The organism is Candidatus Hydrogenedens sp., from assembly GCA_035361075.1.
Classification (GTDB): Bacteria; Hydrogenedentota; Hydrogenedentia; order Hydrogenedentales; family Hydrogenedentaceae; genus Hydrogenedens.
In genome coordinates this window covers 144,436-160,224 of record DAOSBX010000001.1, presented here as the reverse complement: position 1 = coordinate 160,224, position 15,789 = coordinate 144,436, and the positions used below count along the sequence as shown (strand labels likewise).

The following is a 15,789-nucleotide window of genomic DNA, read 5'->3' as shown; positions in this document are numbered from 1 at the left end:
GCATTGCTGATAGTTTATCAAATATTACAGTATAACTTCGAATAGAGATTACATTTGTTAATCGGATTACTATCTTAAAATACTCTATAAAATATATGATATAATTTTATTTCATATTTCAAAATAATTTTTAACATTCAGCAAATAATATGTAATATGGGAATGATTTATGCAAAAAGATGACCAAAAAAGTGGAATAATTAATGGGGCATTACCTGTTCCTACAACTTTTGATATTCCAGACACACTGCCCTTAATAATCCTTCAAGATATTGTCCCTTTTCCTATGGCAATGCTACCGCTACATATTACGACCCCATCTGAAAAGATGTTGATTGAAGATACAGTTAAAAGTCACCGACTCGTTGCTCTTCTCGCAGAGAAACCCGAACAGGAACATAAAGAAGAGAAAACAGGTAATCGTTTTAATGTTTATTCTATAGGTTGTATAGGTAGAATACTACAGGAACATGCGACTCCTGATGGAGGCTTAAATATATTCGTTCAAGCCACACGAAGGTTCTTTTCTGGTGGTATCATGAGGGAAGCTCCGTATCCTATTGTTCGGGTACTGCTATTAGAAGAACCTGATTTTTCACCTAAGGAATTAGAACCTATTGCACTTGCAATAAAAACACAAATGGCAGAATTAATCAAGAATAACCCTAACGTCCCTGAAGGTGCTAAAGCTTTTTTAGATAGTATTGAAGACCCGATATTTTTAACAGCGGTGGTTGCTTCTAATATACGGTTAAAGATTAAAGAACGTCAGGAAATTTTAGAAATGCCTGACTTAAAGTCCAGAATGTTAAAGATTGTTGAGAAATTACAATATCAAGTAGAACTTGCACAAGCCTCGACAAAAATTAGAGAGGATGTTCAGAAAACAATAGAGAAAAACCAAAAAGAATTCTATCTTCGCCAACAATTAAAAGCAATTCAAAAAGAATTGGGTGAAACTGAAGGTAAAGAACAGGAAATTAATGAATATAAGCAAAAAATAGAAGCCTTAAAAGCCCCTGATGATACGAAAAAAGAATTGTTTCGCGAATTAAATCGTCTTTCACGAATGAACGAATATTCACCTGAATATCATATAATCATTTCTTACTTAGATACTGTTCTGGACCTACCATGGGGTGTTTTTACTTCGGATAGGCTGGATTTGGTTGAAGCGGAAAGGATTTTAAATCATGACCACTATGGCTTAGATAAAATCAAAAAACGAATTTTGGAATATTTAGCGGTAAGAAAATTAAAACCAGATACTCAAGGTCCAATTTTATGTTTTCAAGGTCCTCCTGGAGTAGGTAAAACTTCATTAGGGCAATCAATAGCACGTGCCTTAGGTAGAAAATTTGTGCGTGTTGCTTTAGGGGGTATTCATGATGAGGCAGAGATTCGTGGACATCGAAAAACATATATTGGTGCAATGCCAGGGCGTATTATCTCTGGGCTTCGAAAAGCAGGCTCTCAAAATCCTGTGTTTATGCTTGACGAAATAGATAAACTGGGTTCAGACTTTAGAGGTGACCCTTCCTCTGCCTTACTTGAAGTATTAGACCCTGCACAAAACTATTCTTTTGTAGACAATTACATTAGTGTACCCTTTGACCTGTCAAAAGTGCTTTTTATTGCTACTGCTAATGAATTAGAACCTATTCCATGGGCTCTCAGAGATAGAATGGAAATACTTCACTTGCCAGGATATACGTTGGAAGAAAAAATTGAAATTGCCAAAAGATACCTTATTCCAAAACAAACAGAATTACATGGCCTTACCAAAAAACATATTACAATTAAAAAAGATGCCATTGTAAAGATTATAATGAATTATACTCGAGAATCAGGGGTTCGAAATCTTGACCGTGAGATTGCCAATATCTGTCGTGGTGTTGCAAAAAAGGTGGCTTCAGATTCATCTGTAAAGGTTGTAATCGATAAAAATAATGTAAAGGAATTGTTAGGTCCTGAGAGAATCTATGAGGACTTTGTTTCGCGAACAAAGATTCCTGGGGTGGTGATAGGTTTGGCATGGACCCCCACTGGTGGTGATATTTTATTTATCGAGGCGACATCGATGCCTGGCAAAGGTAATCTAATATTAACTGGCCAATTAGGTGAAGTTATGAAGGAATCGGCACAAATTGGGCTTAGCTACCTTCGTTCCTGTGCGTCAAAATTGAATATTCCCGATGATATTTTCTCTAAAAATGACATACATATCCATGTTCCATCTGGTGCGGTTCCTAAAGATGGTCCCAGTGCTGGTATTACAATTTTAATGGCTCTTACCTCATTGTTTACGAAGAAATGTGTTCCACATGATTTGGCAATGACGGGCGAAATTACCCTTAGGGGTAGTGTGCTCGCTGTAGGAGGAATTAAAGAAAAGGTATTGGCAGCAGGTAGAGCAGGTATTAAGGCAGTGATTCTACCAGAGAAAAATAAGAATGACCTTGATGAAGTTCCAGCATCTATAAAAAAGAAAATTAAATTTCATCTGGTTTCTCATGTAAATGAAGTAATTAAGATTGCACTTGGTTTTGAAGTTAGAAAGTAGAAACATACATGGACAAAGAAGGTATCATTCGTTCTTTAAGAGAATTGGCACAATACTTAGAAATTGATGGCGAAAATCCTTTTAAGGTTCGTTCCTATATCAAGGCTGCAGAAACTCTTGAACATACGGATGATACGATTGAACAACTTATTGAAACAGGCAAATTGAGAAGTTTGGAAGGAATTGGGGAAGCTATCGAGAAGAAAATAATAGCATGGGCTCATAATGAACCTGTCCCCGCTTTGGAAAAGGTAAGAAGTAAATATCCCTCATCACTATTAGATCTTTTTTATGTCCAATCCTTAGGTGCAAAACGGATTCGTGCATTATATGAGCATTTACATATTACAAATATTGATGAGCTTTATAACGCATGTTTGAGAGGGGATGTCGCTTCTGTACCAGGGTTTAATAAGAAAATTGAATCTAAAATTATTGAAAGTATTGAGTTCTTAAGAGAATGGAGAGGCTATTATCTTCTTTCCGATGGTCTTAATTTAGCAGAGTCATTTATAAGAGAATTAGGAAAAAATATCAATCTTGAAAATATATTTATTGTGGGCAGTTTAAGAAGGTATTGTGATACTGTTCGAAATATTAATCTCCTTATTGTGTCAGATAATAAAGAACGAATGCTTAATACAATACATATTTATGACAACAATACTACTGTTATTGATTCAAGAACTGTTAAGATGTATCAATTTCCGATTCCAATTTTTTTACATTTATCACATAAAGAGGATTTGGGCATAGATACGTTACTGTTAACAGGGTCAAAGGAGTATATTGAAAAAATAAATAAAATGTTAACTGAAAAAGATTTTGTCCTTAATAAAGATGGTCTATACAAAGAAAAAAACCAAAAAATAAATATTGAGACAGAACATCAGTTTTATCAGGTTACTGGTCTCCCCTATCTACCTCCTGAATTGAGAGAAAATTTTGCGGATATGGATTTTGTTTTTCAAAGAGCATTAGAGTTAGTTCGTTTGGAAAACATACAAGGAATTGTTCATTGTCATACGATATACAGTGATGGACAAAACTCAATAGAAGAATTAGCAGAATATTGTATTAATAGAGAATTTAAATATCTTGTGATTTGTGACCATAGTCAATCTGCTGGATATGCTCATGGTCTTTCTATAAAAGACATAGAAAACCAACATCAAGAAATAGAGAAATTGAATGAAATTTATAAACCGTTCAAAATATTAAAAGGTATTGAATGTGACATCAAAACAGATGGGAGTTTAGATTATCCGAATGAAATTTTGGCTACATTTGACATGGTTATTGGGTCTGTTCATACAAAACTTGAAATGGATAAAAATACTGCTACAAGTAGGTTACTTAAAGCAATAGAAAACCCATTTTTAGATGTTATAGGACACCCAACAGGTAAGCTTCTTCTTTCACGGAAAGGCTATCCAATTGATATAGAAACCATTGCAAAAGCATGCGTTAGTCATCAGGTAGCAATTGAGATTAACGCAAATCCATTACGATTAGATTTGGACTGGAGAAATATTTATAAGGCTGTACAAATGAATACAAAATTTATTATTTCTGTAGATGCTCATAATCTCGAAGGTATAGAAGATTTGAAATATGGAGTTTATACTGCTCGAAAAGGAACATTACTACCAAAAGATATTCTTAATTGTATGAACTTAGAGGATATGTTAACTTGGTTAAAAGAAAAGAAATCAACACTTTAAAAGAGAACGCTACACAGGTATATATAAAATTAAGCCAGATTTATCCTGATGCACACTGTACATTAAATTATCACTCTCCGTTTGAACTTTTAATCATGACTATCCTTGCATCTCAGTGCACCGATGAAAGGGTAAATCAGGTATGTCAAACTTTATTCAAGAAATTGAAGTCGCCATCTGATTACATTCATATTGGACAAAAGCAATTAGAAACATTAATAAGGCCTGTTGGTTTCTATCGTAATAAGGCAAAGCATATAATAGAGACGTGTAAGATATTAATAGAAAAATATGCCGGAGAAGTCCCTAAAACTATGGATGAACTGCTATCTCTATCGGGAGTGGGTCGAAAAACTGCGAACGTTATTTTAGGGGAGTGTTTCAAGACGCCAGGAATTATTGTTGACACTCACTGTGGGAGATTAGCTAAGCGGTTGGGGTTTACTCAATCTGATAATCCCAATAAAATAGAACTTGATTTAATGAAACTACTTCCACCTGAAAACTGGACTTTCTTCTCTCATCTTTTGGTATTTCACGGTAGAAATATATGTCATGCCCGAAAACCAAAATGCAATGAGTGTATAATTTGTGATTTATGCGACTTTTATAAAAGTCAAAAATTGCATAGGAAAGAAATAAAACCTTATGACAAAAACTACTGAACAACAAAAAGATATTCCTGTTAAAAATAAGGAAATTCCCTTTCTCGCTTCAATTACTATCATTGCATATGTCATTTCTGTGTTAATAATTGATACTTTTATAACCTTTGATGTTCACTTTATCTTATCATGGGGTAAATTCAGTATAAGCCTTTTTGACATTCTAAACAAAGTACCTGTCATAAAATACTATTCATATATCTTAATATTCCAAAACTTTGATGCAACAAAATTTTTCTTATGGTTAATTTTTCCATTTGTACTTTTTTACAAGTTTATAAACTTTGGTTGGTTTTCATTTAGAAGTTGGCGGAAATCAGACTATATATTATTATCGGTATTTATCGTTATATGTTTGTTATCACTGGTTTTTGTTCTTGTATCTCCAATGCTTCGGATGTATTATCCGGGATTAAGAGGTATTCCTTTTAATCAAAAAATGTTTTTTGCTATTCAACAAGTTTTATGGGTGATATCATGGTTACCTGGTTGGGAATTTATGAATAGGCATTTACTCCTTCGCTCATGTCAACAACTTTCTAAGAATTATGTTTGGTTGCTTGTTCCTGTAGTAGAAACTCTGTACCATATATATAAAGCGATGTTAGAAATGACAGGAATGTTTATTTTCTCGTTTTTCGCCTGTTGGTGGTCAATGAAAAGAGAAAACAACATTATGGCATTTTTATGTCATTTTGCAGTTGAAATAGGACTGATAGTCTTATTACTAATTACCTAATTCTATAATAAGAAATATGTATCCTTCTGAAACCTCAGCTTGGCATTGTTTAAGAGGAATTCCATCACCCTTGATACATTCACCTGTTTCTCTTTTATATTGCCAACCATGCCTTGGGCATGTCACTACTCCATTTTTGAGTGTTCCAAGAGATAAGTCTGCTCCCTGATGACGACACATATATTCATAAACTATATACTGATTATTTCTCTCCTCAATTAAATATGTTTTTCCCAAAACTTTTTTTATTATATGTTCTTTGTTTATTAATTCTTTAATATTGGCTAACTTTATCTTATTCATTACTATTTCCTAAATGTTATTCCACAATCGAAATATTATAGCCTTAAAATATGTTGTTTTTTCCGAATAAATTATATTATTCTAAAATAAAATTCCATAATGATTAGAAAGGAATAAAAATGTCTGAAAGTGAAAACAAAATTTTTTCTCCTGATATGCCTGTTGCGGAAGCAATGTCTGTACATCCACGTGTAGCAGAGGTTTTTGCTGCATTTCATCTTGGCGGTTGTGCTCATTGTGGTATTAGCCGATTCGAAACTATCGAAGAGGTATGTATGGCGTATGGTATAGAAACTGAGGTATTACTTCAAGTATTGGAAGATTTAGTAGCAAAAGCAAAGGCAGAAGAACAAAGCCAGTAAAAACATTAAAATTAGATGTGTTCCAAAAAAGGGGCGTTTGTAAATTAGGAAAAATATAAAATTAGTTTATAAACACAAACATAAACTATAAGGGATGGATTATGTATTCAAAAATGGTTAGCCTTAAACTATTTTTTATCTTTTTATGGGCACCATTAGCCTTCTTACAACTATTCAATAATGTATATGCAGAACAAAAATGTATCGATGAAGCCAAATTTATTATTAATAAAATTTACTCAGATGACAACTTAAAAGAAATTGCATTTCCATTGGGTGGATTTGGGGCTGGACAAATTTATATCCGTGGAGATGGCAAATTAAGTCCGTGGGAAATAGTCAACAATTTTAATTCAAATGCGACTGTTTCTGATGCTTTCTTTTCGATTTTTATTGATAATGGGACAGAAAAGATATCTAAGATACTTCAAAAAAATCCTTTATTGCCTGCGGATGGAGTTAATAACATCAAATTTATTGGTGAATTTCCATTTGCACTTTTGAAATTTGAAGATTTTGCTCCTTCGTTAGATATCTCTTTAGAATGTTTTTCTCCTTTTATTCCTCTTGATGAACTTAATTCATCTCTTCCTGCTATATTTTTCACATTTACTTTGAAAAACAATTCAACAAACAATATTAAAGGTGTTCTTGCTGGGACAATACCTAATATTGTTGGTTGGGATGGATATAGCGAATTAAAAAGTTCTGAACAAACTTTGAATGGTGAAACTATACAAGCTATCTTTCATCCAGAATTAGGTTACAACATAAATACTACTAAAGAAGATTCTGATAAAGTATTGATTGACATGGGGATAAATTCATGTGAACAAAAATCTTTCCCAAAAACAATACGTTTTATTACAAACCAATATGACAGTGCACATCCTTTAAGATATACATCGGGTATTAAACTTCAATTTCAAGATGACATAAATCAAGATATACAGCTCGACTACGACACAACGAATATATATTGGTTAGGACCTTCAAATAAAGTCTTATCTTCACAAGTAGTTCGGAAAATTAATGAGGACGTCCAAAAAGGAGCACATCTTATTCTTAATGGAGACTCTAACTCTGTTTTCGATTGGATGCTTGCTATAAATAATGCCCGAAAAGGTCATAAAAAAGATTTGGTAATAGACAATTTCGAAAGTAGAAATTATAAGAATTGGACAATTACAGGTGATGCCTTTGGGGAAGTCCCTGCGGATGGTAAGTTTCCTTTACAAACAGATATAACGGGTCATGAGGGAAAATATTTTATTAATTCGTATAATGGGGATGATAAAAAAACAGGGAAAGCGGTATCTAAAACATTTACTATCCGTCATCATTTTCTTCATTTTCGCATCGGGGGTGGTAATAAACCAGAGACGCTATATTTAGATTTAATTGTAGATGGTGTTAAAGTCCTTTCAGCTACAGGTTCTAACTCTGAGAATTTACGAAAGGTTATCTGGAATATTTCTAATTATGTTGGGAAGGAAGCACAAATTGAGATAGTCGATAACGATACAGACGGCTGGGGGCATATCCTGATAGATGATATTGTTTTATCCAACAAATATCCTATCGATAAAAAGACTTATAAAACATTGTTATCGTGGTTGCCCTTTACCTCTCAAAAAGGAGAATGGGTAGATTATCAAACAGAAAATTCTTCAGAGAATAATTTAGTAAACCTAAATGGAATTTCTCTGAAACAAAAAAGATATTTTAAGTTTCATTCACCAATTGATCGTAAAAACCTTCAGATTTTATTAAAAGCAAATAATGGTACTCCTTTAATTGTTCAACAGAAAATAGGAAAAGGATCTATTATTTGGTGCAATGGGGATGTGATTCAATGGTTTACGCCAACGGACAGGAAAGACGGTCTTGCTTCGTTGTTAAGTATCCCATCAGGGATTACATATACACCCCAAAAAGGTCTTGACTCATCACATCCTTTATGGGGAAATATGGCTTTTGCGATTCAAAAAACGAACAATAAAGCGATAATAACATGTTCACAATGGAACAACTTTAACTATTTTTGGCAAAGTTTCTCTAATAATGGAGTTATTCCGAATCCTGAATGTAATGGAGCAAGTAACTCAGGATACACATGGAATGGGACTATTGCCTATCCATTTGAACTTGATGGTGGAGAAAAAGAACAAGTTACATTTCTGGTTGCATGGTATTTTCCTAACAGAACTCGAGGGAATCAATATTTCTGGACACTCCCACCATTAAGGTATGACCATCGCCTTGGAAATTTTTATAACAATCATTTTCATAGTGCAAGGGAAGTAATAGAATACTGTTTGGATAAACAATCATACCTTGTTAATCAAACAGCCCAATTTCATAAAGACTTGTTCACTTCCTCTTTACCTTCAATTATGCTTGAAGCTATTTCTGCCAATATTGCTACTCTTCATTCACCTATATATATCTTTTTAGAAGATGGGACTGTCGGTGGTTTTGAAGGAACTGATAGTTGTTGTCCCATGAATTGTACTCATGTTTATAACTATGCACAGACATTACCTTACCTGTTTCCGAAATTGGAGCAACAGATACGGTATCAAGAACTCGTTTATCAAATGGATAAAGAAGAACATTATATCCCTCACAGATTCATTGTTCCACCTACCGAACCTCAACTAAAAAATGAGATTGGAGGACCATTCCATCATGCTTTAGATGGTGAATTGGGTACTATCTTAAAACTCTACCGTGAATACAAAATATCAGGTGATAGAAAATGGATTGAACCGTTATGGACTAATGCTGTGCACGTGTTTAAGCATATTCTGGAAAAGCATGACCCGACAGGTGAAGGTATAATCCGTGGTGAACAACCTAATACGTATGACACTCATCTTTACGGTTCCAATACTTTTATTGGGAGCTTATACTTAGCAGTACTAAAAGCTATGGAGAATATGCTTCGTGAGTTAGGGGGGCCTGAACAAAACGAACTTATACAAGAATGTCAAAAGCGGTTTAACACAGGAGTAGAAAAATATATAGAGACATGCTGGAATGGTGAATATTTTATCAATGTTTTTGATGCTCCTGACGTAGGTCCTGAAGTATATAATCAAATGAATTGTTATGGCCCAGGATGCCATTCAGACCAACTTTTAGGACAATGGTGGGCTCATATTCTCGGACTTGGATATTTATTCCCTGAAATGCAGGTTAAGACAACTTTAAATTCTATTTACAAATATAATTGGAGACAAAATTTTTATGGTCATACTCAGCTTCCACGACGGTTCGCTGAAGATGATGAACCTGGTTTACTTATGTGTTCCTGGCCTAATGGTGGACGTCCCGATTCTCCCATTTTATACTGTGATGAGATATGGACAGGAATGGAGTATGAAATAGCAAGTTTTATGATATATGAAGGCGATTTTGAAAAGGCAACTGAAATAGTCACTGGAGCACGTTCAAGATATTCAGGAAATCGAAAAAATCCTTGGAGCGAAATTGAATGCGGTGGACATTATGCACGTGCTATGTCGGCGTATGCATTACTACTTGCTTCCTCTGGTTTTCTAGTTGATAACAATACATTAATTATCCACCCTCGTGTAAAAACAAATCCGTGTACTTTCTTCTATACTACTGGCACTTCATGGGGAGTCCTTGAGATGAATAAAATGACTCGAAAAACAAGCCTTAAATTAACACTTCACTATGGTAAACAAGAAATTAAAAAAATTGGCATACCTGCAGAAAAGCCACAATACAAATCTATTTCTGTAAATATAAATAAAAATAAGCAATATAACTCTGTCCGTGAGTTCGTTGGTGTTATAAATAAGAATAATTATGGGGCTGATGAGATATCTATAATTTTTAGAGAGCCGTTGGTTATTGACAGTCCAGACGAAAGTTTATTTATAGAAATAAAATGGTAAATACTTGTAAATTGAAGATTTATACTTAGAGATTTTCTAATTTTTCAGGTAATAAATATTACATAACCTGATGAAGTTAAAATAAGACAGGATAGAGGGGCTATAATCCAGCTAAGAAATATATCTTTAATCATACGGGGATGTAATGTATGAACCCCATGATGGATTCCAACACCTATAATGGCTCCCACAACCGCTTGAGTAGAACTTACAGGAACACCAATAATGGAAAAGATAAAAACAGTTATTCCTGATGACAAAACAACAACTAATGCGGAAAATCCATCTAATAATACAATTCCTTTGCCAATACTCATCATTACAGACTTACTAAAAAGGATTACTCCTATACCAATAAACAAACCTCCTAATAGTGACAATTCTGTGTTTGAGATATTCTCCCATGAACCTGCAAACATACCAACTGTATTTGCGACATTATTAGCACCTAATGCATAGGCACCCATTATTCCTGAAATTAATAATCCATATCGAATTATTGTTTCACGAGTTAAAATTCCAACTTTTATTTTTGCGAATATTAAAAATAAAAGTTTGTAACATACTATTGCAATAAATCCAGAACCTAATGGTGTAAAAATCCAACAGATAATTACTTTCTCTAATATATGCCATTGGACATTATTTTGTGCTAAACCCAATCCCAAGATACCTCCTACAACTGCTTGTGAAAGACTAATTGGTTGCCCTAATATTGTTAGAATAAAACTTACAAATGCGACAACTAACCCTATGAGTATTGACGTATTGACAGTTTGGTTTGTAATTCCACTAAGAGTATCTATTCCTTTACTCCCTTGCAAAACTGCACCAATAACTACAAAAATAAAGGTTACTATGCCAGCAGTTCTAAACCGAATAAAACGTGTTGCTACTGCTGTCCCGAATACATTACCTGCATCATTTGCTCCTAATGCTAAGCCCAAAAAACCAGCGGTCGCTAATGTCAGCCATAACATTCTTACATCATCCTTTTTACTATCATAATTCTCATATAATCTCCAGCTTTCTCTGCGTAATCGCTGACATTTTCTAACTCATTTATAAGGTCTCTTAAAAGGATTTTTTGGAATGGTTCAAAATCACTTTTGAATATTTTTATAATTAAATCGGATTGAATTTTATCAACTTCACTTTCTAAGGCATCTATTTGACCTAACATTTCTAAAACATCACGAAAATTTGAAAATAGATTCCTAACCGCCTGGAATGTGATTTCAGCAGATTTCTGAGTAATTTGAGCCATTTGCCTTAATTCCCCATCTAATAATTGGGGGATTATTATTCTTTGTTCTACCAACATTTTCACAGATTCTTGTATTTGGTTTGGAATATAGTCCAGAGTTTCGAGCAATCCAAGAATATCCCCCCGAGATTCGGGAAATAGGGAACGTTCGTAGATAAAATACTCAATTTCCCTTCTCAAATCGTCTGCAACACTTTCAGATTTGTGAACTTTGATAACCTCATCCTGCCGTTTATCACATTCAGATCTGCCGATACAATCGGTAATAAGAGTAAGGCCTAATTTTACACATTCTTCTGATTTTTGACAATATAACACTATTTTCTCTTCAACACGTTTTTGCGATTTGAAAAACATTTTTATTTTTATCTCCTCTCATTTAATCAAAGGAAATGTTCCATTCCAACGTATCAACATTCTTCGGTACATTAAATTGGAACGTTATAACACCTTCTTTTTCCCGAAATGACACATTAGGAACAGAGAATTCATACATTTTTATTGTTTTCTTCTTGGGGACAAAAAAGGTTATGGAATAGTCTGTATCTTCAATTACTTTCATTTTTCCACTCAATTTGTTCTCAGTTGGCACATAGGTATTTTCAACGACGTCTAACATGCCCTGTGTAATATGGTGATTAGATGCGACAAACATTGGTTTATCTTCTAATAAACGAATTCCAAATAAGGAAACAGAAGACGGAGGTGCATCGACAACAAATGCATTCTGAATAATCCCTAAAAATGATTCATTCCAGAAATCATACAAAGTATACAATTTTCCTTCTGTTAAACCTAACTGATTTAAGTAAACTGGTACTTTTTCATATTTTCCGACATCCCAATTAAATACAGCGACTATCATTCCATTCAGAGCATGTCCAGATATGGGAAGAGCCCAAATACGTGGATATGGGTTTTCAAATAAATCTATAGGACGTGCAGGTTGAGTTGTCTTTGGAATAATTTTCCGCAAAATGTTTAATTCGTTTGTATTTAATGTGGTAAACTCTTCGCCAATTTTAAAAACACCACCAGTGAGACTTGTTCCAGTAGCCCATGCGACAAACTGGGATGTTGTGAGTTTTTTGTCTTCGGGTACTCTCCATCTCTGGTTTGTCTCCGTATGACCTAAAAAAACACAATCTTGGTCAGGTACTCCTAAATGTGGAAATAAATAATATCTCCTTGCAAAATTGTTTAATGACTCAACACATCCCCAATTACCCGTGAGTGCATTAGACGACCATAAAGGTTTATTATCAAATCCGATACGTATTCCATCGGCAAACATTCCTGAGATAGGAATAGGAACCATAGTCATCAGAAATTTGTCAGAACCAATCCCCTCTCGTATAGATTCTAAACCATGACAAAAAACTTCTAATTTTGTAAGATTTTTATCCCGATATCCTTCTGCCAATAATAGATGATATACAAAATCTGCTTCGACAAGTCCATCAAACCCCCAATCATCAGAAATTTTTTTGCATATATCTCTGACATAAGCATAGGCTTCGGGAATAGTAACATCCAAAACTTTTTTATCTTTCCCTAACAACAACTTACCTCTTGAATCTGGCAATACCAGCCAATCTGGATGCTCTTTTGCGAGGTTTGAATCTTCTGGAATAGTAAATAAGTCTACCCATAAGCCTGCCTTCATGTCTCTTCGGTGAATCTCTTCAACAGTAGGTTTAAGTCCATTAGGGAACCTATCAGGATGGGGTTCCCAGTCAGCGGGACCTCGTTCCCAACCTGCATCGATTGAAATTGTATTCCATCCATATCTTTTCAAGTTTTCATCAACAAAATAGATATTCCTTAAAATGATATCTTCATTTATATCCCTATTACGTGCTGTACTCCAACTATCCCATCCATGTGGTAAGAATGAACTGTTCTTCTGCAATTTGTTAAAAACAGAAATAGCTCTTCCATATCTCTCCATACAAATGTGAGGGGATTCTTGAACAATTGATAAATACAGAAGCTCTGCATCTATAAATTGTCCAGGAGCAAGATTTATAACAGGATCAAAAATACACTCAGAACTCATAAATACTTTTTTCTTCTTTGGGTCTTCCGATAAAATAATCCTACTGTATGCTTTTTTGAATGTAAGAAAACCAGTAAGAATTGTTTGATGCATAGATTTATCAAATAATGTTAAATTCCACTGAGTTTTTATATCAAAACTATTATTTATCCATTGTGGATAATCCGTCATACTCTCAAATATATTTCCATTACCTAAACAAACTATTGATTCTTTTGTGGCATCTTTATAATCTTCAAATTGAGATAATAATCCTTGAATTGGTATTAATGATTGTATTTTCACCTCTTTCTTTGTATTATTTGTGAATCTTAATCTTGCTGTAAGAAATGGCTTTCCTGGATATGCTTCTATAACCCATGAGACATTTTTACCTTCTAAAAACAAACCCATCCCTTCACCTAAAGGGTTTTTAATTGGTTCTTTATACCAATTTAACCCAGAAACCCTTAATAACTCCTTTTCTTCTTTATTTGCATACGTAACTGCTGGATAGTCTAATTTTAATATTTCAGTCCCATTTGCAAAAAGAATTCTAACAGTTCCATTTTTATGTAAATGGACTTCATATAAGTCTGTAGAGAGAGAGGCTACGGTCTTGCGACTACCTTCTGCATAGTTATAATTGCTTAATAAAATAATGCTCAGCGTGATAAATAATAAATAATGTATCTTGTAATGATTCTTTTTCATAAATATTTTTCTCCAATTATGTTATTTTGCACAAGAATTTAATTTATCATTATACTATTGCCACATTTTCAAAATAACAGTTGTAATTCTATATCATAAATAATAGCGAGGGCAGAAGTATGAGTTCATTTTGGCATGACGCTGGAAGTAAGTTTAACCTTTTAAGTTCTGTTGATTACCTTCAAAAAAAACACTTAGAAAAAATTCAGTTGCACCGCTTAAAAGCAATGGTGCGTCGGGCGTATGAACAAGTTCCATTATACAGACAGAGGATGGATGAAAAGAAAATCAACCCTGACCATATTTACTCATTGGCAGATATTAAATTACTCCCATTTACAGTCAAAACAGACCTGAGAGACACCTATCCATTTGGTTTGTTTGCAAGTCCAATGAATGAAATTGTTCGTTTGCATGCATCAAGTGGCACGACAGGTAAACCTATTGTTGTTGCATACACAAAGGAAGATATTGATGTTTGGTGTAATGCTATGGTGCGATGTTTAGCCGCTTGTGGTGTTGACCGTGGCGACATTGTCCAAAATGCATACGGTTATGGTTTATTTACAGGTGGATTAGGGTTTCATTATGGAGCGGAGTCATTAGGAGCAACTGTTATACCTATATCTGGTGGTAATACTGACCGCCAAATCATGATATTAAAAGATTTTAATGTTACAGTGATTTGCTGTACACCCAGTTACTTTGTTCACATCATCGAACGAGCTGGCGAGTTAGGCATTGATTTAAAGTCATCACCTTTGAAGATAGGCATATTTGGGGCTGAACCATGGAGCAATGCTATGCGGGATTATATTGAGAGAGAAGCTAACATTAAGGCTTATGATATATACGGATTATCTGAAATTATAGGTCCTGGGGTTGGTATTGAATGTGTATGTCAAGACGGACTCCACATTTTGGAAGACCATTTTTATCCCGAAATTATTAACCCAGAAACGTTAGAACCTCTGCCTGAAGGAGAAGAAGGTGAATTAGTTTTAACGACATTAAGTAAGAAAGCAATGCCAATGCTCCGTTATCGTACACGAGATATAACTGCTTTTTATACAGAACCATGTGCCTGTGGGAGAACTATTAGGAAGATTAAAAAAATATCCCGTAGAAGTGATGATATGTTTATTATTCGTGGAGTGAATGTATTCCCAAGCCAGATAGAAACAGCATTACTTGCTGTAGAGGGTTCTACTCCACATTATCAAATTAAACTCACCCGAGAACATGGTTTAGACCAAATGGAGATTTTAATCGAGGTGACAAAAGAAATGTTTAGTGACCGAATTAGTGAGTTAGAGAAACTTCAGGAACGATTTGTTCAATCTATCGAGCGTGTTATAAATATACGTGCTAATGTTCGTCTTGTTGAACCACACTCTATCCCAAGAAGTGAAGGGAAAGCTAAACGTGTCTTAGATTTGCGACAAATATAATTTTATTATCATAATAAAATAACCACTAAACCAA

General features: G+C 34.2%; 11 protein-coding genes. 7 read left to right on the top strand and 4 right to left on the bottom strand.

Annotation, left to right across the window (positions count from 1 at the left end; all coding sequences use genetic code 11):
• Nucleotides 1-169: 169 nt before the first annotated feature.
• Genes lon through PLJ10_00590 form a run of 4 tightly spaced genes read left to right on the top strand, consistent with a single transcriptional unit; the run spans nt 170 to nt 5,691 of the window.
• A complete protein-coding gene (lon, locus tag PLJ10_00605) occupies nt 170-2,563 on the top strand; it encodes an endopeptidase La (protein ID HOK08142.1) in 2,394 nt (797 codons plus the stop codon).
• Nucleotides 2,564-2,571: 8 nt separating this feature from the next.
• Nucleotides 2,572-4,287, top strand: coding sequence for a DNA polymerase/3'-5' exonuclease PolX (gene polX / locus PLJ10_00600; GenBank protein HOK08141.1), 1,716 nt, complete (start codon nt 2,572-2,574; stop codon nt 4,285-4,287).
• Nucleotides 4,257-4,952, top strand: coding sequence for an endonuclease III (gene nth, locus PLJ10_00595; GenBank protein ID HOK08140.1), 696 nt, complete (start codon nt 4,257-4,259; stop codon nt 4,950-4,952). Before polX ends, nth begins: the two co-directional genes overlap by 31 nt.
• Entirely contained in the window at nt 4,936-5,691 is a 756-nt protein-coding gene (locus tag PLJ10_00590; protein ID HOK08139.1) for a hypothetical protein, read from the top strand. Before nth ends, PLJ10_00590 begins: the two co-directional genes overlap by 17 nt.
• On the opposite strand, the gene PLJ10_00585 is transcribed toward PLJ10_00590, so the two are convergent.
• A complete protein-coding gene (locus PLJ10_00585; protein HOK08138.1) occupies nt 5,680-5,994 on the bottom strand; it encodes a Rieske (2Fe-2S) protein in 315 nt (104 codons plus the stop codon). The two genes, PLJ10_00590 and PLJ10_00585, sit on opposite strands and share 12 nt — an antisense overlap.
• Before the next feature lie 119 nt (nt 5,995-6,113).
• Between PLJ10_00585 and PLJ10_00580 the strand changes: the two genes are divergently transcribed.
• Nucleotides 6,114-6,356 (top strand): DUF1858 domain-containing protein, encoded by a 243-nt coding sequence (locus tag PLJ10_00580; protein HOK08137.1) that lies wholly within the window; start codon nt 6,114-6,116, stop codon nt 6,354-6,356.
• 101 nt (nt 6,357-6,457) lie between these two features.
• Nucleotides 6,458-10,285, top strand: a complete 3,828-nt coding sequence (locus PLJ10_00575) for a GH116 family glycosyl hydrolase (protein ID HOK08136.1) — start codon at nt 6,458-6,460, stop codon at nt 10,283-10,285.
• 44 nt (nt 10,286-10,329) lie between these two features.
• Here the strand turns inward: PLJ10_00575 and PLJ10_00570 are convergent, their stop codons facing one another.
• Genes PLJ10_00570 through PLJ10_00560 form a run of 3 tightly spaced genes read right to left on the bottom strand, consistent with a single transcriptional unit; the run spans nt 10,330 to nt 14,304 of the window.
• Complete coding sequence (locus tag PLJ10_00570) at nt 10,330-11,265, bottom strand: inorganic phosphate transporter (GenBank protein HOK08135.1); 936 nt, start codon at nt 11,263-11,265, stop codon at nt 10,330-10,332.
• Between the two features lie 2 nt (nt 11,266-11,267).
• Nucleotides 11,268-11,909 carry a DUF47 family protein gene (locus tag PLJ10_00565; GenBank protein HOK08134.1) on the bottom strand — a complete coding sequence of 214 codons (642 nt, stop codon included), beginning with the start codon at nt 11,907-11,909 and terminating at the stop codon, nt 11,268-11,270.
• Nucleotides 11,910-11,931: 22 nt separating this feature from the next.
• A complete protein-coding gene (locus PLJ10_00560) occupies nt 11,932-14,304 on the bottom strand; it encodes an alpha-galactosidase (protein ID HOK08133.1) in 2,373 nt (790 codons plus the stop codon).
• Between the two features lie 119 nt (nt 14,305-14,423).
• Between PLJ10_00560 and PLJ10_00555 the strand changes: the two genes are divergently transcribed.
• Nucleotides 14,424-15,755, top strand: a complete 1,332-nt coding sequence (locus tag PLJ10_00555; protein HOK08132.1) for a phenylacetate--CoA ligase — start codon at nt 14,424-14,426, stop codon at nt 15,753-15,755.
• Nucleotides 15,756-15,789: the final 34 nt, after the last annotated feature.